General features: G+C 71.5%; 19 protein-coding genes and 1 pseudogene. 11 read left to right on the top strand and 9 right to left on the bottom strand.

The window, feature by feature from the left end; translation table 11 throughout:
* Window positions 1–25: 25 nt before the first annotated feature.
* Entirely contained in the window at window positions 26–3,541 is a 3,516-nt protein-coding gene (gene metH, locus ACWC5O_RS20005) for a methionine synthase (RefSeq protein ID WP_450584382.1), read from the bottom strand.
* A gap of 298 nt (window positions 3,542–3,839) precedes the next feature.
* On the opposite strand from metH, the gene ACWC5O_RS20000 reads away from it, so the two are divergent.
* From ACWC5O_RS20000 to ACWC5O_RS19970, 7 genes and pseudogenes are all read left to right on the top strand, one after another.
* Window positions 3,840–4,604 carry an IclR family transcriptional regulator gene (locus ACWC5O_RS20000; protein WP_450584383.1) on the top strand — a complete coding sequence of 255 codons (765 nt, stop codon included), beginning with the start codon at window positions 3,840–3,842 and terminating at the stop codon, window positions 4,602–4,604.
* Window positions 4,605–4,971: 367 nt separating this feature from the next.
* Window positions 4,972–5,766: an MIP/aquaporin family protein gene (locus ACWC5O_RS19995; protein ID WP_386574691.1), complete on the top strand. Its 795-nt coding sequence runs from the start codon at window positions 4,972–4,974 to the stop codon at window positions 5,764–5,766.
* Window positions 5,767–5,847: 81 nt separating this feature from the next.
* On the top strand, window positions 5,848–7,386 hold the full coding sequence (gene glpK / locus ACWC5O_RS19990; protein WP_450584385.1) for a glycerol kinase GlpK: 1,539 nt from the start codon (window positions 5,848–5,850) through the stop codon (window positions 7,384–7,386).
* Between the two features lie 47 nt (window positions 7,387–7,433).
* On the top strand, window positions 7,434–9,050 hold the full coding sequence (locus ACWC5O_RS19985; RefSeq protein WP_450584387.1) for an FAD-dependent oxidoreductase: 1,617 nt from the start codon (window positions 7,434–7,436) through the stop codon (window positions 9,048–9,050).
* Between the two features lie 249 nt (window positions 9,051–9,299).
* Window positions 9,300–9,744 (top strand): annotated as a pseudogene (locus ACWC5O_RS19980) (phospholipase).
* Between the two features lie 79 nt (window positions 9,745–9,823).
* The gene (locus ACWC5O_RS19975; RefSeq protein WP_450584388.1) at window positions 9,824–10,495 is read left to right on the top strand and encodes a FadR/GntR family transcriptional regulator; all 672 of its coding nucleotides are present in this window, start codon (window positions 9,824–9,826) and stop codon (window positions 10,493–10,495) included.
* A gap of 167 nt (window positions 10,496–10,662) precedes the next feature.
* The gene (locus ACWC5O_RS19970; protein ID WP_450584389.1) at window positions 10,663–11,697 is read left to right on the top strand and encodes a PAC2 family protein; all 1,035 of its coding nucleotides are present in this window, start codon (window positions 10,663–10,665) and stop codon (window positions 11,695–11,697) included.
* A gap of 70 nt (window positions 11,698–11,767) precedes the next feature.
* On the opposite strand, the gene mshC is transcribed toward ACWC5O_RS19970, so the two are convergent.
* The 4 genes from mshC to ACWC5O_RS19950 form a co-directional block, all read right to left on the bottom strand.
* On the bottom strand, window positions 11,768–12,997 hold the full coding sequence (gene mshC / locus ACWC5O_RS19965) for a cysteine--1-D-myo-inosityl 2-amino-2-deoxy-alpha-D-glucopyranoside ligase (RefSeq protein ID WP_450584391.1): 1,230 nt from the start codon (window positions 12,995–12,997) through the stop codon (window positions 11,768–11,770).
* A gap of 93 nt (window positions 12,998–13,090) precedes the next feature.
* Entirely contained in the window at window positions 13,091–13,909 is an 819-nt protein-coding gene (locus ACWC5O_RS19960; RefSeq protein WP_450584392.1) for an SCO1664 family protein, read from the bottom strand.
* Complete coding sequence (locus ACWC5O_RS19955) at window positions 13,873–14,463, bottom strand: DUF3090 domain-containing protein (protein WP_450584394.1); 591 nt, start codon at window positions 14,461–14,463, stop codon at window positions 13,873–13,875. The genes ACWC5O_RS19960 and ACWC5O_RS19955 overlap by 37 nt, the downstream gene beginning before the upstream one ends.
* Window positions 14,464–14,554: 91 nt before the next feature.
* Window positions 14,555–15,241 (bottom strand): histidine phosphatase family protein, encoded by a 687-nt coding sequence (locus ACWC5O_RS19950; RefSeq protein WP_450584396.1) that lies wholly within the window; start codon window positions 15,239–15,241, stop codon window positions 14,555–14,557.
* 62 nt (window positions 15,242–15,303) lie between these two features.
* Here ACWC5O_RS19950 and corA point away from each other — a divergent pair, with 62 nt between their 5' ends.
* Window positions 15,304–16,299, top strand: a complete 996-nt coding sequence (gene corA, locus ACWC5O_RS19945) for a magnesium/cobalt transporter CorA (RefSeq protein WP_450584398.1) — start codon at window positions 15,304–15,306, stop codon at window positions 16,297–16,299.
* 7 nt (window positions 16,300–16,306) lie between these two features.
* Here the strand turns inward: corA and ACWC5O_RS19940 are convergent, their stop codons facing one another.
* Window positions 16,307–17,095 (bottom strand): ferritin-like domain-containing protein, encoded by a 789-nt coding sequence (locus ACWC5O_RS19940; protein ID WP_450584399.1) that lies wholly within the window; start codon window positions 17,093–17,095, stop codon window positions 16,307–16,309.
* Window positions 17,096–17,296: 201 nt separating this feature from the next.
* Window positions 17,297–18,352 (bottom strand): LLM class F420-dependent oxidoreductase, encoded by a 1,056-nt coding sequence (locus ACWC5O_RS19935; RefSeq protein WP_450584401.1) that lies wholly within the window; start codon window positions 18,350–18,352, stop codon window positions 17,297–17,299.
* 173 nt (window positions 18,353–18,525) lie between these two features.
* On the opposite strand from ACWC5O_RS19935, the gene ACWC5O_RS19930 reads away from it, so the two are divergent.
* Window positions 18,526–19,509, top strand: a complete 984-nt coding sequence (locus ACWC5O_RS19930) for an aldo/keto reductase (protein ID WP_450584403.1) — start codon at window positions 18,526–18,528, stop codon at window positions 19,507–19,509.
* A complete protein-coding gene (locus ACWC5O_RS19925) occupies window positions 19,506–21,668 on the top strand; it encodes a helix-hairpin-helix domain-containing protein (RefSeq protein WP_450584404.1) in 2,163 nt (720 codons plus the stop codon). Before ACWC5O_RS19930 ends, ACWC5O_RS19925 begins: the two co-directional genes overlap by 4 nt.
* Window positions 21,669–21,774: 106 nt before the next feature.
* Here the strand turns inward: ACWC5O_RS19925 and ACWC5O_RS19920 are convergent, their stop codons facing one another.
* A complete protein-coding gene (locus tag ACWC5O_RS19920; RefSeq protein WP_450584406.1) occupies window positions 21,775–22,467 on the bottom strand; it encodes a hypothetical protein in 693 nt (230 codons plus the stop codon).
* 47 nt (window positions 22,468–22,514) lie between these two features.
* On the opposite strand from ACWC5O_RS19920, the gene ACWC5O_RS19915 reads away from it, so the two are divergent.
* Complete coding sequence (locus ACWC5O_RS19915) at window positions 22,515–22,703, top strand: DUF5703 family protein (protein ID WP_014671721.1); 189 nt, start codon at window positions 22,515–22,517, stop codon at window positions 22,701–22,703.
* A gap of 71 nt (window positions 22,704–22,774) precedes the next feature.
* Here ACWC5O_RS19915 and ACWC5O_RS19910 read toward each other — a convergent pair.
* Window positions 22,775–23,302, bottom strand: a 528-nt coding sequence (locus ACWC5O_RS19910) for a chaplin family protein (RefSeq protein WP_450781026.1), incomplete at its 5' end; no start/stop codon positions are given.

Genomic DNA, 23,302 nt, shown 5'->3' with positions numbered 1-23,302 from the left:
CGATCAGTGTGCTGTGCGACGCGCCTCACCGGGCGTTGAAGTACTTCGCCTCCGGGTGGTGGATCACGATCGCGTCCGTGGACTGCTCGGGGTGGAGCTGGAACTCCTCGGACAGGTGGACGCCGATCCGCTCGGGCTGGAGCAGCTCGGCGATCTTGGCGCGGTCCCCCAGGTCGGGGCAGGCGCCGTAGCCGAGGGAGAAGCGGGCGCCCCGGTACTTCAGGGCGAACATGTCCTCGATGCCGGCCGGGTCCTCGCCGGCGAAGCCGAGTTCGGAGCGGACGCGGGCGTGCCAGTACTCGGCCAGGGCCTCCGCCAACTGCACGGACAGGCCGTGCAGTTCGAGGTAGTCGCGGTAGGAGTTCGACTCGAAGAGCTTCGCCGTCTCCTCACCGATGCGGGAGCCGACGGTGACCACCTGGAGGCCGACGACGTCCGTCTCCCCCGACTCCTCCGGGCGGAAGAAGTCGGCGAGGCAGAGCCGGCGGCCGCGGCGCTGGCGCGGGAACGTGAACCGGGTGCGCTCGTTGCCGCCCTCGTCCAGGATGATCAGGTCGTCGTCCTTGGAGACGCACGGGAAGTAGCCGTAGACCACGGCGGCCTCCAGCAGGTTCTCCGTCTGGAGCCGGTCGAGCAGCCCGCGCAGGCGGGGGCGGCCCTCGGTCTCCACCAGTTCCTCGTATGTCGGCCCGTCCCCGGTGCGGGCCTGCTTCAGCCCCCACTGGCCCTTGAACAGCGCGCCCTCGTCCAGCCAGCTCGCGTACTCCTTGAGCTGGATGCCCTTGATGACCCGGGTGTCCCAGAACGGCGGCGTCGGCACGGGGTTGTCGGTGGCGACGTCGGAGCGGACGTGCCCCTCCTCGGGCCGTTCCTCGACCTGGACGGCGGCCGTCGCGCGGACCCTGCGCTGCCTCAGTTCGGGCAGCTGCGCGCCGGGCACGCCCCGCTTGACGCCGATCAGGGCGTCCATCAGGTGCAGGCCCTCGAAGGCGTCGCGGGCGTAGCGGACCTCGCCCTCGTAGATCTCGTGCAGGTCCTGCTCGACGTAGGCGCGGGTGAGGGCGGCACCGCCGAGGATGACCGGGAAGCGGGCGGCGAGGCCGCGCTGGTTCAGCTCCTCCAGGTTCTCCTTCATGATCACCGTGGACTTCACCAGCAGGCCGGACATGCCGATGACGTCGGCCCGGTGCTCCTCGGCGGCTTCCAGGATCGCGGAGACCGGCTGCTTGATGCCCAGGTTGACGACGTTGTAGCCGTTGTTGGACAGGATGATGTCGACGAGGTTCTTGCCGATGTCGTGCACGTCGCCGCGCACGGTGGCGAGGACGATGGTGCCCTTGCCCTCGGCATCCGACTTCTCCATGTGCGGTTCGAGGTGGGCGACGGCCGCCTTCATGACCTCGGCGGACTGGAGGACGAACGGCAGCTGCATCTGGCCGGAGCCGAAGAGCTCACCGACGACCTTCATGCCGTCCAGCAGGGTGTCGTTGACGATGTCCAGGGCGGGCCGGTCCTGGAGAGCCTCGTCCAGGTCGGCCTCCAGGCCGTTGCGCTCGCCGTCGATGATGCGGCGCTTGAGGCGCTCCTCCAGCGGGAGGGCGGCCAGCTCCTCGGCCTTGCCGGCCTTCAGGGACTTGGCGGTGGCGCCCTCGAACAGGGCCATGAGCTTCTGCAGCGGGTCGTAGCCCTCGCTGCGGCGGTCGTAGATGAGATCGAGGGCGGTGTTGACCTGCTCCTCGTCGAAGCGGGCGATCGGCAGGATCTTGGAGGCGTGCACGATCGCCGAGTCCAGGCCCGCCTTGACGCACTCGTCCAGGAAGACGGAGTTCAGCAGGATGCGGGCGGCCGGGTTGAGGCCGAAGGAGATGTTCGACAGGCCCAGCGTGGTCTGCACCGCCGGGTGCCGCTTCTTCAGCTCGCGGATCGCCTCGATGGTGGCGATGCCGTCCTTGCGGGACTCCTCCTGACCGGTGCAGATGGTGAAGGTCAGGGTGTCGACGAGGATGTCCTCCTCGCGGATGCCCCAGTTCCCGCTGAGGTCGTCGATCAGCCGCTCGGCGATCTCGACCTTCTTCTCGGGGGTGCGGGCCTGGCCCTCCTCGTCGATGGTCAGCGCGATCAGGGCGGCGCCGTGCTCCTGGGCCAGCCGGGTGACCTTGGCGAAGCGGGAGTCGGGGCCGTCGCCGTCCTCGTAGTTGACCGAGTTGATCACCGCGCGGCCGCCGAGCTTCTCCAGGCCCGCCTGGATGACGTCGACCTCGGTGGAGTCCAGGACGATCGGCAGGGTGGAGGCGGTGGCGAAGCGGCCGGCCAGCTCCTCCATGTCGGCGACGCCGTCGCGGCCGACGTAGTCCACGCACAGGTCGAGCATGTGCGCGCCCTCGCGGATCTGCTCGCGCGCCATCTCCACGCAGTCGTCCCAGCGGGCGTCCAGCATGGCCTCGCGGAACTTCTTGGAGCCGTTGGCGTTGGTGCGCTCGCCGATGGCCAGGTAAGAGGTGTCCTGGCGGAACGGCACGGTCTGGTAGAGGGAGGCGGCGCCGGGCTCGGGCCGCGGCTGCCGCTCGGGCGGGGTGAGACCCCGGACGCGCTCGACGACCTGGCGCAGGTGCTCGGGGGTGGTACCGCAGCAGCCGCCGACCAGCGAGAGTCCGTACTCGCGGACGAAGGTCTGCTGGGCCTCGGCCAGCTCCGGCGCGGTCAGCGGGTAGTGGGCGCCGTCCTTGCCGAGGACCGGCAGGCCCGCGTTGGGCATGCAGGACAGCGGGATACGGGCGTTGCGGGCGAGGTAGCGCAGGTGCTCGCTCATCTCGGCCGGGCCGGTGGCGCAGTTCAGGCCGATCATGTCGATGCCGAGCGGCTCCAGCGCGGTGAGGGCCGCGCCGATCTCGGAGCCGAGCAGCATGGTGCCGGTGGTCTCGACGGTCACCGACACGATCACCGGCACGTCCAGGCCGAGGGCGTCCAGGCCCCGGCGGGCGCCGAGGACGGCGGCCTTGGTCTGCAGCAGGTCCTGGGTGGTCTCCACGAGCAGCGCGTCGGCGCCGCCCGCGACCAGGCCCTCGGCGTTGCGCTGGTAGGCGTCGCGCAGGGTCGTGTACGGCGCGTGGCCGAGAGTGGGCAGCTTGGTGCCGGGGCCGATGGAGCCGAGGACCCAGCGGGGCCGGCCGTCCTTGGCGGTGAACTCGTCGGCGACCTCGCGGGCCACCCGGGCGCCGGCCTCGGACAGCTCGTGGACTCGGTCGGGGATGTCGTACTCGCCGAGCGCGGAGTGGTTGGCGCCGAAGGTGTTGGTCTCGACGCAGTCGACGCCCACGGCGAAGTACGCCTCGTGGACGGACCGGACGATGTCGGGGCGGGTGAGGTTGAGAATCTCGTTGCAGCCCTCGAGGTCCTGGAAGTCCTCGAGCGTCGGTTCCTGGGCCTGGAGCATCGTGCCCATGGCTCCGTCGGCGACCACCACACGGGTGGCGAGTGCCTCTCGGAGCGCGGACGCACGGGTCCGGCTGTCGGCGGAAGGGGTCGTTGGCAACGAGGCCATGAAGGGGCTCCCTGGAGTGCGACGGCTGTCGGCTATGCGGCTTGCCCGGCACTGCCGGGCAAGGGGCACGGCGTCAGAGTAACCGGCAGTGGGCTTGGATGGGCAGCGGCGTCCACGAGGCGGACTCAAGTGGTGGAGCCTGGGTGGCCGCGGCGCCACATGCGGGCCACGCGAGATGTAACAGGTGTCGTCCACCCATTAGCGGGAGGCCGACATGGACCGGTAGTGTTCGACATTGCCGAACGGTGTCTTGGATGCTGTTCGTCGATGGTCGAAGGGGACGGAGGGCAGGACGGCGATGGCACGGAACATCCAGTCGCTCGAACGGGCGGCCGCGATGCTGCGGCTGCTCGCGGGCGGCGAGCGACGGCTCGGTCTGTCGGACATCGCCTCGTCGCTGGGCCTCGCCAAGGGCACCGCCCACGGCATCCTGCGCACCCTCCAGCAGGAGGGCTTCGTCGAACAGGACGACGCCTCCGGGCGTTACCAACTGGGCGCCGAGCTGCTGCGCCTGGGCACCACCTATCTCGACGTGCACGAGCTGCGGGCGCGGGCCCTGGTGTGGACCGACGACCTGGCCCGGGCCAGCGGGGAGAGCGTGTACCTGGGCGTCCTGCACCAGCAGGGCGTACTGATCGTGCACCACGTCTTCCGGCCCGACGACAGCCGGCAGGTGCTGGAGATAGGGGCCATGCAGCCACTGCACTCCACCGCGCTCGGCAAGGTGCTGTCGGCCTACGACCCGGTGGCGCACAGCGAGGCCATGGAGGCCGACCGCAAGCCCTTCACGGACCGCACGGTGTGCGACCAGGCGGACTTCGAGCACATCCTCGACATCACACGCGCGCGCGGGTACGCGGCGGACGTGGAGGAGACCTGGGAGGGCGTGGCCTCGGTCGCCGCACCCATCCACGACCGGCGCCGGATGCCCGTGGGCGCGGTCGGCGTCACGGGCGCCGTGGAACGGCTCGGCCGGGACGGCGAACTGCGCCCCGAACTGATCGCGGCGGTACGGGACTGCGCCCGCGCGGTCTCCCGCGACCTGGGCGCGGGGCGGTTCTGAGCAGGCGGGCCGTACGCCGCTGACCAGCGGATGACCCACCGGGGGACGACCGGGACGCGAGGCGGCGTTCCGGTTCTCGCCATACCCTGAAATGGACATATGGGGCGAGAAGGTACGTCAGCGCACGAAGAGCGATAACTGGCAGCGATCAATAACGATCCTGTTTTCGATAACAGAACCCTTGACGCATGCGTAAGGCCAAAGCAAGACTCCCGTCCATCGGTCGGCATTGTCGAACACCTACCGGCAATACGCGCTAGAGTGTGGCAACGCCAAGGGCCGGAATCGCTCTCACCCCCGAGGGCGCCAGAACCCCCGGTGGGACCCGGGGTTCGGCTTCCCTGGACGAAGGACAAAGGAGTCGCGGGTGTCCAGCTCCGACATCTTCATCGGCGAGACCATCGGTACCGCCATACTCATCCTGCTCGGTGGCGGCGTCTGCGCCGCTGTCACGCTGAAGGCCTCCAAGGCCCGTAACGCCGGTTGGCTCGCCATCACCTTCGGGTGGGGTTTCGCCGTGCTGACGGCCGTTTACACCTCGGCGCCGCTCTCCGGCGCTCACCTGAACCCGGCCGTGACGCTCGCGCTCGCGATCAAGGACAAGGACTTCAGCAACCTGCCCGTCTACTGGGGCGGCCAGCTGCTCGGCGCCATGATCGGTGCCACCCTGGTCTGGGTCGCCTACTACGGCCAGTTCCACGCGCACCTCACCGACAAGGAGATCGTCGGCGGTCCGGGTGCGCAGGCCACGGCGGCCAAGGCCGTCGAGGCGCAGGAGACGGGCGCCGGCCCGGTCCTGGGCGTGTTCTCCACCGGTCCCGAGATCCGGAACGCGGTGCAGAACCTCCTCACCGAGATCATCGGCACCGTGGTGCTGGTGCTCGCCGTCCTCACGCAGGGCCTGAACGACAAGGGCAACGGCCTGGGCACCCTGGGCGCCCTGATCACCGCCTTCGTGGTCGTCGGCATCGGCCTCTCGCTCGGCGGCCCGACCGGCTACGCGATCAACCCGGCCCGTGACCTCGGCCCGCGCATCGTGCACGCCCTCCTGCCCCTGCCCAACAAGGGCGGCTCCGACTGGAGCTACGCCTGGATCCCGGTGGTCGGTCCGCTGATCGGCGCCGCCATCGCTGCAGGCATCTACAACGTCGCCTTTGCTTAAGAAGAACCGAGAGAAGAACCGAGTCTTCCAGCACGCGCCGTACGTACAGCCCCATCACCACGGATCTTTCAGGAGCACACAGTGACCGACGCCCACACCGCAGGCCCGTTCATCGCGGCCATCGACCAGGGCACGACTTCCTCGCGCTGCATCGTCTTCGACAAGGACGGCCGTATCGTCTCCGTCGACCAGAAGGAGCACGAGCAGATCTTCCCGAAGCCGGGCTGGGTCGAGCACAACGCCAACGAGATCTGGACCAACGTCCAGGAGGTCGTCGCCGGAGCCATCCAGAAGGCCGGCATCACCCGCGACGACATCAAGGCCATCGGCATCACCAACCAGCGCGAGACCACCGTGCTGTGGGACAAGAACACCGGTGAGCCCGTCCACAACGCCCTGGTCTGGCAGGACACCCGCACCGACTCCCTCTGCAGGGAGCTGGGCCGCAACGTCGGCCAGGACCGCTTCCGCCGCGAGACCGGCCTCCCGCTCGCGTCGTACTTCTCCGGTCCCAAGGCCCGCTGGCTGCTCGACCACGTCGACGGCCTGCGGGAGCGCGCCGAGGCGGGCGACATCCTCTTCGGCACCATGGACACCTGGGTCATCTGGAACCTGACCGGCGGTGTCAACGGCGGCAAGCACGTCACCGACGTGACCAACGCCTCCCGCACCCTTCTCATGAACCTGCACACGATGCAGTGGGACGAGAAGATCGCCGAGTCGATCGGCGTGCCGCTGCAGATCATGCCCGAGATCCGGTCCTCCGCCGAGGTCTACGGCGAGGTCACCGGCGGCAAGCTCGGCGACCTGCTCGGCGGCATCCCGGTCGCGTCCGCGCTCGGCGACCAGCAGGCGGCCCTGTTCGGCCAGACCTGCTTCTCCGAGGGCGAGACCAAGTCCACCTACGGCACCGGCACCTTCATGGTGATGAACACCGGTGACAAGATCATCAACTCCTACGCGGGCCTGCTGACCACGGTCGGCTACAAGATCGGCGACCAGCCGACCGTGTACGCCCTCGAGGGCTCGATCGCCGTCACCGGCTCCCTGGTGCAGTGGATGCGCGACCAGATGGGTCTGATCTCCACCGCCGCCGAGATCGAGACGCTCGCGCTCTCGGTCGAGGACAACGGCGGCGCCTACTTCGTGCCGGCCTTCTCCGGCCTGTTCGCCCCGCACTGGCGCTCCGACGCCCGCGGTGTGATCGCCGGCCTGACCCGGTACGTCACCAAGGCGCACCTCGCCCGCGCGGTCCTGGAGGCGACCGCCTGGCAGACCCGGGAGATCGCCGACGCGATGGTCAAGGACTCCGGCGACGAGCTGGTGGCCCTGAAGGTCGACGGCGGCATGACCTCCAACAACCTGCTGATGCAGACCCTCGCCGACGTTCTGGACGCACCGGTGGTGCGCCCGATGGTCGCCGAGACCACCTGCCTCGGCGCCGCCTACGCCGCCGGCCTGGCCGTCGGCTTCTGGTCCAGCACCGACGAACTGCGCGCCAACTGGCGCCGGGCCGCCGAGTGGACCCCCCAGATGGACGCGGACACCCGCGACCGTGAGTACAAGAACTGGCTCAAGGCCGTCGACCGGACCATGGGCTGGATCGAGGACGAGGACTGAGCGACCCGAACCGCTCAGACAGCTCTGACGAGGAGTAAGTACCCGACATGACCAGTCAGTCCACCCTGAAGTCCGTGCCTGCCCTGGGGACGCACCCCGCCTCCGGCTCCAACCCGAGCCGGGCCGAGACCAGGGAGCAACTCTCCAAGGCGTCGTACGACCTTCTTGTGATCGGCGGCGGCATCCTGGGCATCTCCACCGCCTGGCACGCCGCGCAGTCCGGGCTCAGGGTGGCGCTGGTCGACGCCGGCGACTTCGCCGGCGCCACCTCCTCCGCCTCCTCCAAGCTGCTCCACGGCGGTCTGCGCTACCTGCAGACCGGCGCGGTGAAGCTGGTGGCGGAGAACCACTTCGAGCGCCGTGCGGTCTCCCGCCAGGTGGCCCCCCACCTGGCGAACCCGCTCACCTTCTACCTCCCCGTGTACAAGGGCGGGCCGCACGGCGCGGCGAAGCTCGGCGCGGGCGTCTTCGCCTACTCCGCGCTCTCCGCGTTCGGCGACGGCGTCGGCCACCTGCTCTCCCCCGCCAAGGCGGCGCAGGACGTGCCCGAGCTGCGCACCGAGAACCTCAAGGCCGTGGCCGTGTACGGCGACGACCAGATGAACGACGCGCGCATGGCGCTGATGACGGTCCGCGCGGCCGTCGAGGCGGGCGCGGCCGTCCTCAACCACGCCGAGGTCACCGGCCTGCGCTTCACCAAGGGCCGGGTCACCGGCGCCGACCTCCGGGACCGTATATCCGGCGAGGAGTTCGGGGTCAACGCCCGCCTGGTGCTGAACGCGACCGGCCCCTGGGTCGACCACCTGCGCCGGATGGAGGACCCGAACGCGGCCCCGTCCATCCGCCTGTCCAAGGGCGCGCACCTTGTGCTGAAGCGCACCTCCCCCTGGAAGGCCGCGCTGGCGACCCCCATCGACAAGTACCGCATCACCTTCGCCCTCCCCTGGGAGGACATGCTGCTGCTCGGCACCACCGACGAGGAGTACGAGGGCGACCCGGCGGACGTCGCGGTCAGCGAGAAGGACATCGCCCAGATCCTGGACGAGGCCGCGTTCTCCGTCCGGGACCAGCAGCTGCAGCGCGACCTGATCACCTATGCCTTCGCCGGCCTGCGCGTGCTGCCGGGCGGCCCCGGTGACACGGCCAAGGCCAAGCGCGAGACCGTCGTCACCGAGGGCAAGGCCGGCATGCTGTCGGTCGCCGGCGGCAAGTGGACGACCTTCCGCCACATCGGCCGCACGGTGATGCAGAAGCTGGAGGAGCTGCCGGGCCACCCGCTCGGTGACGACTTCGAGCCGATCTCCTCGCTGCCGAAGAAGCTCCCGCTGCCCGGTGTCGCCAACCCGCGCGCGGTCGCCCACCGCCTCCTGGTGGACCACCCGGCGCCCGGCCCGCGCATGGCCGCCGACACCGCCAAGCACCTCGCCACCCACTACGGTTCGCTGGCCTTCGACATCGCCCGACTGGCGAACGAGAACCCGGAACTGGCCGAGCGCGTCCACCCGGACGCCCCGGAGATCTGGGCGCAGGTCGTGTGGGCCCGCGACCACGAGTGGGCCGAGACGGCGGACGACGTGCTGCGCCGCCGCACCACGCTGACCATCCGTGGCCTGGCCACGGACGAGGTCCGCGACAAGGTCCAGGGCCTGCTCGACAAGAAGTAGGTCCCGGCCGGCCCCTTCCCCCTGACCGGGGCCGGAACGGATGAGGGACGGCTCCTCCCGCACGAGGAGCCGGAAGAACGAGAGGGGCGGCTCCGCGCCGACGGAGCCGCCCCTCTCGCGTGCGCGCATCGCGCCTCAGAGCAGTGAAACCGCCCTCGTTGTGGCGGTAGAGGCGGGTTATAGCCGCCACCTCCATGGTCATGAACCGCGATCCGACGGGCGGATCGCGGTTCCTCATGGAGGTGTGGGATGCACCGCAGACTCGCCACGGGCCTCGCCGCCTCGGCCTTGGCCCTCATCACCGTCACCGCCACCGCGGCCACCGCGGCTCCGGCCGACAAGCCCCAGGTGCTCTCCAACTTCACCCAGACGACCACGTCCAGCTACAACGCCTGGGCCGCGGCGCGCCAACCAGTCGGCCTGGTCCCCCTACGGGTTCGACTGGTCGACCGACTACTGCTCCTCCTCGCCGGACAACCCGTTCGGCTTCCCCTTCGCCATGTCCTGTGCCCGGCACGACTTCGGCTACGGCAACTACAAGGCGGCCGGCACGTTCAGCGCCAACAAGGCACGCCTCGACAGCGCCCTGTACGAGGACCTCAAGCGCGTGTGCGCCAACTACGGCGGCGCCACGAAGACCGCCTGCACCAGCACGGCGTGGACGTACTACCAGGCCGTGAAGGCCTTCGGCTGACGGTCCTCGCCGGCCTTCTTCCCGGTGCCCCCCATAATGTGCTGAGACATCCGATGTCTGAGCCACTGGGAGGCCGGTCATGGCAGTCACCGACGAGGCGATCGAGAAGATCAAGGGCATGATCGTCTCCGGTGCCCTGCGCCCTGGCGACCGGCTGCCCAAGGAGAGCGAACTCGCCGCCGGCCTCGGGCTGTCCCGCAACTCGCTGCGGGAGGCCGTACGGGCCCTGTCGCTGATCCGGATCCTGGACGTGCGGCAGGGCGACGGCACCTACGTCACCAGCCTCGATCCGCAGTTGCTGCTGGAGGCGATGAGCTTCGTCGTGGACTTCCACCGGGACGACACGGTGCTGGAGTTCCTGGCGGTGCGCCGGATCCTGGAGCCGGCCGCGACGGCGATGGCGGCCTCGCGGATCAGCGAGCAGCAACTGGACGCGCTGTCGGCCCAGTTGGACGCGCTGGGCGCCGAGCCCTCGGTGGAGGAGCTGGTCGCCTGCGACCTGGAGTTCCACCGGGGCATCGTGCAGAGCGCGGACAACTCGGTGCTGTGCTCGCTGCTTGACGGCCTGTCGGGACCCACCACCCGGGCCCGGATCTGGCGTGGGCTCACCCAGGAGGACGCGGTCAGCCGCACCCTGCGCGAGCACCGGGCGATCCTCGCCGCGCTGCGCGACCGGGACGCGGAGGCGGCCCGCTCCTGGGCCACCGTGCACATCGCGAGCGTGGAGCAGTGGCTTCGCAGCACCCTGTGACGTTCCTGTGCGTAGCGGGCCGGGCGCCCCGTTGACAGGCGGGGTGTTCCGAGGTGACGAACGGGGCAGTGATCCGTGCATCCCCCGGCCCGGGGGGCTGCGGACGCCCCCGCCGGACGCCGTAAGGTTGGGACGTCAGGCGAGGGCACGTCGGAAGGAGGCACTGGGTGATCGAGCTGGAGGGGGTTCCCGAGCTGATCGACCCAGTCATGGTGGCCGCGTTCGAGGGCTGGAACGATGCCGGCGACGCCGCCTCCACGGCGGTCGCACATCTGGAACGCGAGTGGAAGGGCGAGGTGTTCGCGGCGCTCGACGCCGAGGACTACTACGACTTCCAGGTGAACCGCCCCACGGTGTTCATGGACGGCGGAGTGCGCAAGATCACGTGGCCGACGACAAGATTGTCGGTGGTCCGGGTCGGCGGCGAGAAGCCGCGCGACCTGGTGCTGGTCCGCGGCATCGAACCGTCCATGCGCTGGCGGTCGTTCTGCAACGAGCTGCTCGGCTTCGCGCACGAGCTGGGCGTGGAGCTGGTGGTCATCCTGGGCGCCCTGCTCGGTGACACCCCGCACACGCGTCCCGTCCCGGTCAGCGGGGTCACGTCCGACCCGGACCTGGCCCAGCGCATGGACCTGGAGGAGACCAAGTACGAGGGCCCGACGGGCATCGTCGGCGTCCTGCAGGAGGCGTGCACGCACGCGGGCGTCCCGGCGGTGTCGCTGTGGGCGGCCGTACCGCACTACGTCTCCCAGCCGCCCAACCCGAAGGCCACGCTGGCACTGCTGAACCGGCTGGAGGACCTGCTCGACCTGCGGATCCCGCAGGGCGAGCTGCCCGAGGACGCGCGCGCCTGGCAGGTGGGCGTGGACCAACTGGCGGCCGAGGACAGCGAGGTCGCCGAGTACGTCCAGACGCTGGAGGAGGCCCGGGACACCGCCGAGCTGCCGGAGGCCTCCGGCGAGGCGATCGCCCGCGAGTTCGAGCGGTATCTGCGGCGCCGGGACGTCAGCCCGCCGGGCGGGCACGCCACCGCGGACGGCGGGGACGCCTCGTACCTGCGGGACAGCCCCGGCAAGGCCAGGCCGCCCCGGCCGCCGAGGCCGGGAGCCTCCGGGACCGCGGAAGGCTCTCCGGAGGGTTCCGCTGAGGGCTCCGCCGAAGGGTCGTCCGAGAGCGCAGACGAGGACACGTCGGAGGACTGAGCCGCCGACGATCGGGACAACGAATGAGGGGCGGTTCCCGTGGGAACCGCCCCTCTTGCCGTGTCTGCGGTTACAGGGCCACGCCGAGCAGCGCGTCCACCGTCCGGGTCACGAGACCGGGCGCGGCGATGTCGGTGCCGCCCTCCGCCTCCTGGCGGGCCGCCCAGCGGTCCACCGCGGCGAGCGCCGCGGGGGCGTCCAGGTCGTTGGTGAGAGCCTCGCGGACCTCCTCCACCAGCGCGTCGGCGGATGGACCGTCGGGCCGGGAGACGGCCGCGCGCCAGCGGCCGAGACGGTCCACGGCGTCCTGGAGCACCTGGTCGGTCCACTCCCAGTCGGAGCGGTAGTGGTGGGCGAGCAGGGACAGCCGGATGGCGGCCGGGTCGACGCCGTCCCGGCGCAGCTTCGAGACGAAGACGAGGTTGCCCTTGGACTTGGACATCTTCTCGCCGTGCAGGGCGACCATGCCCGCGTGCACGTACGCCTTGGCCATGGGGAACTCGCCGGTGAGCACCTGGGCGTGCGAGGCGCCCATCTCGTGGTGCGGGAAGGCCAGGTCGGAGCCGCCGCCCTGGACGTCGAAGCCCATGCCGAGGTGGTCGAGGGCGATGGCCACGCACTCGATGTGCCAGCCGGGCCGGCCGCGGCCGAGCGAGTCGCCGTCCCAGCTGGGCTCGCCCTCGCGGGCGGCCATCCACAGCATCGGGTCGAGCGGGTTCTTCTTGCCCGGGCGGTCCGGGTCGCCGCCGCGCTCGGCGGACAGCAGCCGCATCGCGGCCGCGTCGAGGTGGGAGACCCCGCCGAAGTGCGGGTCGGACTCGACGGAGAAGTAGATGTCGCCCTCCAGCTCATAGGCCGCGCCGAGGTCGCGCAGCCGCTCCACGAGCGGGACGATGCCGGGTATCGCCTCGACGGCGCCTATGTAGTGCTGGGGCGGGAGCATCCGCAGGGCGGTCATGTCCTCGCGGAAGAGGGCCGTCTCCTGCTCGGCGAGGGCGACCCAGTCGACGCCGTCCCGCTCCGCGCGCTCCAGCAGCGGATCGTCGACGTCGGTGACGTTCTGGACGTAGTGAACCTGCCGCTTGGTGTCGAGCCACACGCGCTGAACGAGGTCGAACGCGTTGTAGGTCGCCGCGTGACCCATGTGGGTCGCGTCGTACGGCGTGATGCCGCAGACGTAGATACGGGCGACGGGACCGGGGTCGAGGGTGACGAGGCCGCCGGTCGCGGTGTCGTGGATCCTCAGGTCGCGGCCCTGACCAGGCAGGGCGGGGACCTCGGAAGCGGGCCAGGCATGCATGTACATGAGCCTAACCGGCCACGAGCTGCCGATACGAACGGGATCCGGCCGGATGGCCCGTCGGGCCTTCTTGTGTCTCGGCCCCGGATGTGCTCACACCGGTGGCCAGGGGATCGCCGGCCACTCCCCGCTCGGCTCCGGGTGGAGGCCGGCGGCCAGCAACGCCTCGACACGCGCGCGCGTGGCGTCGATTTCGGCCGTCGTGATGAGTCCGGCCAGCCGCATGGCCAGCTCCCCGCCGTCGGCAAGGGTCTTCTTCAGCCTTTGGAGCACCTCGACGGCGTCCGGAGTGAGCGGCTCACCGGCCCAGCCCCACAGCAGCGTGCGGAGCTTGCTCTCGACGTTGAAGGCGACCCCGTGGTCGATGCCGTAGAGCCGGCCGTCCGCTGTGGGCAGCAGGTGGCCGCCCTTGCGGTCGGCGTTGTTGATCACAGCGTCCAGGACGGCGAGGCGGCGCAGCCGCTCGTCGTCGGCGTGCACCAGCAGCGCGGTGCGGCCCTCGCCGACCTCGGCGAACCCGATCGCCTTCCAGCCGGGCTCGGGTTCCTCGCCGTCGACCAGGGCGAGCAGCTCGGCCTCGGCGTTCACGTCGATCCACAGCTGGCACATGCCTTCGCCGTAGGGACCGTCGCGCAGCACGGTCGGGGGGACGAGCCCCCAGCCGGTGGCCTCGGAGACCTCGTAGGCGGCCACCTCGCGGCCGGCCAGGGTGCCGTCGGGGAAGTCCCACAGCGGGCGCTCGCCGGCGACCGGCTTGTACACGCAGGATGCTTCCTGCCCGTCGTACGCGACCGTGCAGAACAGCGCCGCGTTGGACGCCTCGCGGATGCGGCCGCGCACCTTCAGCTCACCGTTGGTGAGCAGTTCGGCGGCCGTCACGCTCCGCGGCGGTATCCGTTCTGGCGCGGACATACGTGTCCTTCCGGGTCGAGCGGGAGGCTGCACAGCGGGCACGGCGGCCGCCCGGCGTTGACGACGTCCAGGGCACGCTTGGCGAAGGCCCTGGCCTGCGCGCCGGTCAGCCGGACCCGCAGCATCGGGGGCCCGTTCTCCTCGTCCTGGAGCAGCCGCTCCTCGGCCTCGGCGAGGTCCTCCTCGGTGTCGGCGTCCAGCTCCACGAGGGCCTGCGCCTCCACGATCATGCGCTGTTCCTCGCCGTCCCAGGCCAGGGCCATGGTGCCGACCCGGAACTCCTCCTCGATGGGGGTGTCCAGCGGGCCGGTGTCGGCGATCTCCGTGGGGGCCACGGCGGGGACGGCAGCGCTGCCGCCACTGCGGCGCACGACCTCGTCCAGAAGTTCGTCCATGCGCTCGGCGAGCGCGGCCACCTGGGTCTTCTCCAGAGCCACGCTGGTCACCCGGGGGCCCGCGGTGGCCTGGAGGAAGAACGTACGGCGTCCGGGCAGTCCGACCGTGCCGGCCACGAAGCGGTCCGGCGGATCGTAGAGGAACACCTGACGGGACACGTCCTGTCTCCATTGGATTCGAGAGTGGGTGCGGTGCGGGCCGTGCGGGAAGGCGACTGTGCGGATCGCTTCACCCTACTGCGCCCGACGATCACGGTGCGCCCGCACCGCCCCCGACCGGTGCGTCTTCCCCCTGAGGTTCCTCGCGCGGGGCAAGGGAGGCGAAATCGCCGGTGTCGCCGAGACGAACGAGAAACGGCCTCAGGCGGGTGTAGCGGATCGCGGTGACGGAGCACGGTTCCACCGAGACCCGCTGGAAGAGGTCGAGATGCAGGCCGAGGGCATCCGCGACCAGTGACTTGATGATGTCGCCGTGCGAGCACATCAGGTAGACGGCGTCGGCGCCGTGGTCGCGCTCCACGCGCGCGTTCCACTCGCGTACGGCCTCGGCGGCGCGGGTCTGCATGGCTCGCATCGACTCTCCGCCGGGGAAGGCCGCGGCCGAGGGGTGCGCCTGGACGACCTCCATCAGCGGCTCGTCCTTCAGTTCGGCGAGCTTGCGGCCGGACCAGTCGCCGTAGTGGCACTCCCCGATCCGTTCGTCGGTGTGGGCGCGAAGCCCGGGCCGGGCTTCCAGCAGCGGCCGTACCGTCTCCTGACAGCGTTCCAGGGGGCTGACGACGACCTCGGAGATCGGCAGCCCCTCGAGGCGGCCGGGCAGCGCGGCGGCCTGTGCGGCCCCCCGCTCGTCGAGGGCGACGCCTGGCGTCCACCCGGCGAGCACACCCGAAGTGTTGGCGGTCGACCGTCCGTGCCTGAGGAGGATCAGCGTGGGCATGCCGCCCAGCGTAAGCGCATCACGACATGCGCAGGCGGCCGGACGAGGGGAGAATGCGCTCCGTGATCGTGGACTGCGCCATCTACCGGGACGGTCACCGTACCGAGGGCCCGGAGGACCTGTCCGCCGCGCTGGACGAGGCGCGGGCGGCCGGCGGGTTCATGTGGATCGGGCTGTACGAGCCGTCGGAGCGGGAGTTCGACCTGGTAACCCAGGAGTTCGCGCTGCATCCGCTGGCGGTCGAGGACGCCTTGAAGGCGCACCAGCGGCCCAAGCTGGAGGTGTACGACGACTCGCTGTTCATGGTGCTCAAGCCGGTGGTGTACGAGCAGGAGAGCGACACCGTCTCGGCCGGCGAGGTCATGGTCTTCATCGGGGACGGCTTCGTGGTGACCGTCCGGCACGGCGAGGGCTCGCCGCTCGCCGCCGTGCGCCACCGGCTGGAGGAGGACCCGGAGATGCTGGCCAAGGGCCCCACGGCGGTGCTGTACGCGATCGCCGACGCCACCGTCGACCACTACCTGGAGGTGGCGACGGAGCTGCAGACGGACCTGGAGGAACTGGAGGCCGAGGTGTTCCAGCCGGAGCGCGGCGGCACCCGCCACACCGCGTCCCGGGTCTACACGTTCAAGCGGCAGATCCTGGAGTTCCGCCGGGCCACCGTGCCACTGGCGGTGCCGCTGACCCGGCTGGCCGGTACCGGCGCGCTCGGCATCGCGGTGCCCTTCGTGCACGAGAAGGCGCGGCCCTTCTTCCGGGACGTGAACGACCACCTCGCGCGCGTGAACGAGTCCGTGGAGGGCCTGGACCGGCTGGTGTCGGACATCCTGTCGGCCCATCTGGCGCAGATGAGCGTGCGGCAGAACGACGACATGCGGAAGATCTCGGCCTGGGCGGCGATGGCCGCGATCCCCACGATGATGGCGGGGATCTACGGCATGAACTTCGACCACATGCCCGAGCTGCACTGGCTGTGGTCCTACCCGGCGGTGATCCTGCTGATGGCCGCCCTGGAGGTGCTGCTGTACCGGACCTTCAAGCGGCGCGGCTGGCTGTGAGCGAGGTTCAGGCGTACTCGGGGGCGGGGGCGGCGGGCTCGCCGAGGGCGTTGCGGCGCTCGGGCATGCGCAGGCTCACCATGCGGTGCCAGCCGGCCAGCCGCTCGTAGGCGTACACGGCGTGGATACCGGCCGCGAGGGCCGCCGACTTGGGTCGCGGCCAGCCGAGGACGCGGCCCATGTGGGCCGTCACGGCGAGGCTGACGTCGCGGTAGACGCGGATCTCGGCGAGCGCGCACTCGCGCAGGGTGCGCTGGATGAGCCGGCCGTGCCCGGCGGCGGCGAGGCGGAGCAGTTCCTCGTGGGCGTAGGCGAGGTGGTTGTCCTCGTCGTCGGAGATCATCCGTACGGCTCTGCCGACCTCGGGATGGTCGCCGAAGTACCTGCGGAGTATCTCCATCTGTTCGGAGGCCCGCTGTTCGGTGACCCGGCTGTGCGAGAGGTAGACGATGACGTCCCGTACGGTGAGCGGCTCGTCCCGCTCCAGCTTCTCGTGGGCGAGACCGATGCCCTCGCGCTCCAGGAGCATCGTGTAGTCGGTCTCGGGCGGGACCGGGACCGGGGTGAGGCCGCGTTTCTTGAGCAGGCCGGTGAAGATGCGCCCGTGCTTGTCCTCGTCGGCGCCGTGCCGGGCGATCTTGGGGGCCATCGCCCGTTCGCTCTGCGGTACCAGCGCGGAGATCCGGCCGTTCTCCCAGCCGCCCTGGGACTCCCCGCTGGCGGCGATGGAGCAGAAGAGCCGGAAGGACTCGTCGTCGTCGAGGATCTCCTGGAACAGACTCTTGGCCGAGAACATGGCAGACACCTCTCTGCAGGATTCCGCAAAGACCGAGTCAAATGCGGACAGAGAGGAGCCGCAACCGCAGTGCGGGCCGACTCGGCCGAAAGGGGGAGACACCGGGGTCGTAACCGCGCGGCGCCCGGCGCGTTGTTCCCCGTGACGGCCGTGGCGGGGAAGACCCCCGAGCCCCCACCACGGCCGCTGAGACTGTCCCTGTCAGGCGAGCCCGGCGCGCTCCATGGCCTCGGTGCCGGCCCGCAGGGAGGCGAGCCGCTCGTCCAGCGTGAAGCCGGCCGGGGCGAGGGTGAGGGTGGTGACCCCGGCGGCCGCGTAGGCCTTCATGCGGTCGGCGATGCGCTCCACCGAGCCGAGCAGCGTGGTCTTGTCGATGAGGTCCTGGGGGATGGCGGCCGCGGCTCCCTCCTTGTCGCCGGACAGGTACTTGTCCTGGATCTCGGCGGCCTCCTTCTCGTACCCCATGCGCTGGGCGAGCTGGTTGTAGAAGTTCTGCTTGCGGCTGCCCATGCCGCCCACGTACAGCGCCGTGTACGGGCGGAAGGTGTCGGCCAGCCGCGGCACGTCCTTGTCGTCGCCGACGGCGAGCGGCAGCGTCGGGCAGATGTCGAACCCGTCGAGGGTCTTGCCGGCCTTCTCCCGGCCCGCCCGCAGGTACTTGACGGCGGTGTCCTCGAGGTGTTCGGCCGAGGGGAAGATCAGCAGCGCGCCGTCGGCGATCTCACCGGTCTGTTCCAGGTTCTTGGGCCCGATGGCGGCGATGTACAGCGGGATGTGCTCGCGCTCCGGGTGCACGGTCAGCTTGATCGGCTTGCCCGGACCGCCGGGCAGCGGCAGCGTCCAGTGCTCGCCCTCGTACGTCAGCCGCTCGCGCGTCATCGCCTTGCGGACGATCTCCACGTACTCGCGCGTGCGGGCCAGCGGCTTGTCGAACTTGACGCCGTACCAGCCCTCGGAGACCTGCGGCCCGGAGACGCCGAGGCCGAGCCGGAAGCGGCCCTTGGACAGCGAGTCCAGCGTCGCCGCGGTCATCGCCGTCATCGCCGGCTGCCGGGCCGGGATCTGGAAGATGGCCGAGCCGACGTCGATGCGCTCGGTCTGGGCGGCGACCCAGGTGAGCACCGTGGCCGCGTCGGAGCCGTACGCCTCGGCGGCCCAGCACACGGAGTAGCCCAGCCGCTCGGCCTCCTGCGCCACGGCCAGATTGTCCGCGTCCATCCCGGCACCCCAGTAGCCGAGGTTGATCCCGAGCTGCATGGCCGATTCCCCTTACCCGTGAGTAACGTCCCTTGGCGGAGACCATAGCGCGGGGTCGGGGCCGACGGGCAGGGCATGCCGGAGATCCGGGGCGTTCCGCCCTGCCGATCACACCGGACAGAGTTGTCCACAGGCAACCCACGGCACCAGTTCTGGCCAGTAATCTCGCGCACATGGAGCAGAGGCATCTCGGCCGCACAGGCCTGCGCGTGTCCCGGATCGGGCTCGGCACCCTCACCTGGGGCCGGGACACCGACGAGCACGACGCCGCGGACATGCTGAAGGCGTTCTGGGAGGCCGGCGGAACCCTGGTCGACACCGCGGACGTGTACGGCGACGGCGAGGCGGAGTATCTGCTCGGACAGCTGATGGACGGCCTGGTGCCGCGCCGGGACCTGGTGATCTCGACCAAGGCGGGCAGCGTCCCCGACCCCGACCGGCGCTTCGACGGCTCCCGCGGCCATCTGCTCGCCGCACTGGACGCCTCGCTGGCCCGGCTCGGCACCGACTACGTCGACATCTGGCACATCCACGCCTTCGACCCCGACACCCCGCTCGAGGAGACGCTCCAGGCCCTCGACCTGGCGGTGAGCAGCGGTCGCGCCCGGTACGCGGGCGTCTCCAACTTCTGTGGCTGGCAGCTCGCCAAGGCGGCCACCTGGCAGCTCGCCGCGCCCGGCACCCGCACCCGGCTGGCCAGCACACAGCTGGAGTACTCACTGCTCCAGCGCGGCGTCGAGCGGGAGGTGCTGCCCGCCGCGCTCGACCTGGGCGTCGGCCTGCTGCCCTCCTCCCCGCTGGGCCGCGGCGTGCTGACCGGCAAGTACCGGCACGCCACTCCCCCGGACTCGCGCGGCGCCTCCGAACAACTGGCGCCGTTCGTCGCGCCGTACCTCGACGACACCGCGACGCGCATCGTGGACGCCGTGCAGACGGCCGCCGACGGGCTCGCGGTCACCCCGCTCCAGGTCGCCCTCGCCTGGGTCCGGGACCGGCCCGCAGTGGCCGCCCCGATCGTCGGTGCGCGCAACGCGCAGCAGCTCACGGCGGCATTGTCAGTGGAGGCCCTTAGTCTTCCTGACGAGATCTGCCGGGCGCTCGACGATGTGTCGGCGCCCGTGCACCGCTATCCCGATCACGACTGGAGCACGCTGTGAGCACGGAGCCGGAGACCACGGAGGACACCGGGCCGGGGACCCCGGAGAGCCCGGAACAGGACACGGCAGCCGACGACAGCCGTGAGAGCACCGCTGCCGAGACCGCGGAGGGGGAGAACACCACCGCCGGGACCTCCGAGGGCGAAGCCGCGTCCGAGCGGTCGGAGGCCGAGGCCGAGCTGGCCGCGCAGCAGGTCGAGCGGGAGCGGATCGAGCGACGCAAGGCCGAGAAGAAGGCGCCCGTCGAGAGCGGCGCCAAGCTGAGCGGCAAGGCCGCCGACCTGCTCGCCGCGATCCGCGCGGTGGAGAGCGGCGAGAAGCCGGTCGCCACGGTCTTCGCCGAGCCGGAGCCGGCCCCGCGCCGCCCCGCCCCGGAACCCGTACGCCGGCCGCAGCCCGGCCCGGCCGCAGCCGCGCCCGGTGCCCCCGCCGCCGAGGCCGTCGAGACCGTACGGCGGGTGCTGCGCGAGGGCGGCGCACCCGAGGCCCTCGCGCCCCAGGTGGCGGCAGCCCTCGGCGAGGGCGCCGACAACGCGCTCCGGGAGGACCCCTGGCAGTTGCTGCGGATCGGCGGCGTCCGGCCGGAGCAGGCCGACGGGTTCGCGCGGGCGCTGCTCGGCGCGGCCTGCGGTCCGGACGACGAGCGGCGGGTCCGCGCGGTGACGGTCTGGCTGCTGGAGCAGGCGGCGCTGGCCGGGCACACCGCCCTGGAACTGCCGGCGCTCACCGCGGCCCTGGCCCAGCGGGGCGTGCCCGACCCGGACGCGGCCGTGCAGGACACGATCGCCGAGGGCGAGGCGCTGGTCTTCCAGGACGCCCTGGAGGAGCCCGGCGCCCCGGCCCCGCAGGAGGCGGAGGGCGAGGAGGAGGAGCGCCCGGTCCGTGTCCTGGTCGGCCTGGAGCGGTACGCGCTCGCCGAGGAGAGCCTCGCCGACGGCCTGGGCCGCCTGGCCAACTCGCCGTCCAAGGAGGCTGCCGAGCGGTGGGAGGCTGCCGCGGCCGAGGCGGTCGGCAGTGCTGCCGAGCTGGCCCGCGCCGTCGCCGGGCACGGCCTGGTGCTGCACACCGGCGCCGAGGCGGCCCGCACCGAACCGGCCGCCCTGCTCGGCGCCGCCCACGCCGCCGGCCTGCGGGCGTTCGCCGTCTGCCACACCGCCGACGGCCGCCGTCGCCTCGCCGCGCTGGTGGGCGAAGGAGCGGAACAGGCCGTGGGCACCGTTGCCGGTCTCCTGTCCGGTGCCGAGGGCCCCGGCCGGGATGCGGACGGCGCCCTGGATCTCGACCTGCTGATCGTGCTCGACGCGCCCCAACTCGACGTGGAAAACGCCGCGATGCTGGTGGAGTCGCTGCCCGACGGTGCCCGGCTGGTGCTGAGCGGCGACCCCGCGGTGCTGTGGTCGGCCGGACCCGGGCGGGTCTTCGCCGATCTGCTCGCGGCCCGCGCATGCCCGCAGATCGCGTCCCGCACCCCCGACCCCGGCCCGCTCGGCGAGCTGGTCTCGGGCATCGGCGTCGGCGAGCTGAACCAGGTCGAGGCGCCCGGCAAGGAGATCGTCATCGTCCCGGTGCGGGACGCCGGCGAGGCCGTGCACCGGACCGTGCAGCTGGTCGCGGACTCGGTGCCGCGGGCCATCGGTGTGCCGGCCGAGCAGACCGTGGTGATCACCCCGGGCCACGGCGGCGCGGCGGGCACCCGGGCGCTCAACTCCGCGTTGAAGGAACGCCTCAACCCGGGCCCCGGCCGCTTCGGCGGCTTCGACGCCGGCGACCGGATCGCCTACTCCCCCGCCCCGGGCCGTACGGTGCCGGGCCGGGTGGTGAACGCCGACACCGACGGACTGCACCTGGAGTGCGCGGGCGCTCCTGTCGTCGTACCGCGGGAGCGGGTGGAGCAGTGCGTACGGCACGGCTGGGCGCTGACCGCGCACCAGGCGGTGGGCGGCCGCTGGCCGGCCGCGGTGGTGGTGCTGCCCGGCGACGCCGCGCAGACGCTCAGCAGACCCTGGGTGTACACGGCGTTCGGCCGGGCGGAGCGGCACCTGTCGGTGGTGCACGGCGTGGAGCAGGCTCTGCCGAAGGCGGTCGCGGAGGTCCCGGCCAAGCCCCGCACGACGCGCCTGCAGACGCTGCTGCGCACGCAGGTCCCGCCGACCGGCTGACGATTTCTCCGCCGCAACGGCGATCAGCCGCAAGAGCGATCAGCCACAACGGCGGATTCCGGCGGTGCCGTACCGGCGTCCAACGCCACGGCACCGCCGCCTCACCTCACCGCTCGGCGTCCAGCGGCTCCAGGTCCTCGTCGCCGTCGAACTCGGGGTCGTCCTCCTCGTCGATGCCGTCGGAGACGTCCTCGTCGAACACCGCACTGACGTCGAACCGGCACACCACCCGCTGCGGGTCGACCTGCTCGAACGGCGCCTCCAGCCACTCCCCGGGCTCGGCCGGCTCGTCCGCGGCCGTGACCCAGAGCGTGGAGTCGCCCTCCTCCAGGCCGAACTCCTTGTGCCGGGAAGCGATCTCGTCCGGTTCGAACTCGCCGAACAGGACGCCCAGCGCGCCGTGGACCGTACCGGCGCCGTCCTCGCCCGCGCCGCCGTCGTCCTCGTACTCCACCGCTTCGACCCGCTGGGCCTGCGCCAGCAGCCGCTGGGGCTCCGCCACGGAGTAGTCGCGACGGATCAGCACGCTGATCGCGTTCGGTTCCTCGGGGCCCGCGTACGGCGGCAGCGAGTCGTCCGCACCGGGGATCTCGAAGGGCGTGACCTCGTCGTAGCGGTCGTAGAGCAGCTCGTCGTACGCCTCGGCGGCCGCGGCCAGCTCGTTGAACGCCTCGTAGACGGCCGGGTCGTCCTCCCCCGACCTGCGTTCGACCGCCGCCAGGTGACGGTCGAGCGCGGTCTTGACCGCCTCGGCGGCGGCGCGTACCTCGGCAGCGGTGGGCTGCGCAGCATCAGACATAGTGCAGACGCTATCCGTACCGGGCACCAGCCCGCACAATAGATGCGATGCCGGAATACGAATTTGTCGACGTGTACGTACCGCGCGGGGTGTCCCGCAAGGAGGCGACACGTCTGCTGACGGACCATGCCGAGTACGGACACTGGGAGTTGGACCGACTGAGCCTGCTGCGCGACGGCAGCCGCAGGGTGCGGTTGCGCCGGCGGATCATCCGCCAGGTGCGGGCCACGTGGTGAGGCGGGACGCATGAACGGAGCGGGCCCCGCCGTCCTGGCGGGGCCCGCTCCGTTTCCCGGCTGCTGTCGGGCTACGCCGAGGCCCGGGCCTTGCGGTACAGCACGGCACCCGCGAGCAGCGCGCCCGCGCCCGCCGACAGCGCGAGGCCCAGCGGCACGTCACTGCCGGTGTGGGCGAGCTGGGCGGTGCTCAGGTGCGTGCTGGAGTGTCCGCCCTGGTGCTTGACCTGGGACGAGCCGTGGGGGGTGTGGCCTCCGCCTGCGGGCGGGGTCCCCGGCCGGCCCGGAGTTCCCGGGTGCCCAGGCTGACCGGGCGTGCCCGGGTGCCCAGGGGTACCGGGGTGGCCCGGGGTGCCAGGGTGCCCCGGCTGGCCGGGATGCCCCGGCTCGCCCGGCTGCCCGGGGTTCCCGGGCGGGTTGTCGTGCCCGCCGCCCGGCGGCTGGCTGTGGTCGCCGCCGCCGTTGGCACAGTCGTTGCCCGTGGTGGCGTTGCCTGCCCCGACGACGTCCACGCTGTTGCCGCACACGTTCACCGGCACGTCGATCGGCACCTGGACGGTGTTGCCCGAGCCGACGCCCGGCGAGCCGCCGGTGTGACC

This window comes from Streptomyces sp. NPDC001450 (assembly GCF_053597295.1).
Note: the sequence above shows the minus strand (reverse complement) of the source record. Positions and strands in the feature narration are given on the sequence as shown.

What these genes read in the sequence shown, in the direction of transcription:
- metH (WP_450584382.1), bottom strand. Translation starts at nt 3,541, where the DNA reads ATGGCCTCGTTGCCAACGACCCCTTCCGCCGACAGCCGGACCCGTGCG.
- ACWC5O_RS20000 (WP_450584383.1), top strand. Translation starts at nt 3,840, where the DNA reads ATGGCACGGAACATCCAGTCGCTCGAACGGGCGGCCGCGATGCTGCGG.
- ACWC5O_RS19985 (WP_450584387.1), top strand. Translation starts at nt 7,434, where the DNA reads ATGACCAGTCAGTCCACCCTGAAGTCCGTGCCTGCCCTGGGGACGCAC.
- ACWC5O_RS19975 (WP_450584388.1), top strand. Translation starts at nt 9,824, where the DNA reads ATGGCAGTCACCGACGAGGCGATCGAGAAGATCAAGGGCATGATCGTC.
- mshC (WP_450584391.1), bottom strand. Translation starts at nt 12,997, where the DNA reads ATGCATGCCTGGCCCGCTTCCGAGGTCCCCGCCCTGCCTGGTCAGGGC.
- ACWC5O_RS19960 (WP_450584392.1), bottom strand. Translation starts at nt 13,909, where the DNA reads ATGTCCGCGCCAGAACGGATACCGCCGCGGAGCGTGACGGCCGCCGAA.
- ACWC5O_RS19950 (WP_450584396.1), bottom strand. Translation starts at nt 15,241, where the DNA reads ATGCCCACGCTGATCCTCCTCAGGCACGGACGGTCGACCGCCAACACT.
- ACWC5O_RS19940 (WP_450584399.1), bottom strand. Translation starts at nt 17,095, where the DNA reads ATGTTCTCGGCCAAGAGTCTGTTCCAGGAGATCCTCGACGACGACGAG.
- ACWC5O_RS19935 (WP_450584401.1), bottom strand. Translation starts at nt 18,352, where the DNA reads ATGCAGCTCGGGATCAACCTCGGCTACTGGGGTGCCGGGATGGACGCG.
- ACWC5O_RS19930 (WP_450584403.1), top strand. Translation starts at nt 18,526, where the DNA reads ATGGAGCAGAGGCATCTCGGCCGCACAGGCCTGCGCGTGTCCCGGATC.
- ACWC5O_RS19920 (WP_450584406.1), bottom strand. Translation starts at nt 22,467, where the DNA reads ATGTCTGATGCTGCGCAGCCCACCGCTGCCGAGGTACGCGCCGCCGCC.
- ACWC5O_RS19915 (WP_014671721.1), top strand. Translation starts at nt 22,515, where the DNA reads ATGCCGGAATACGAATTTGTCGACGTGTACGTACCGCGCGGGGTGTCC.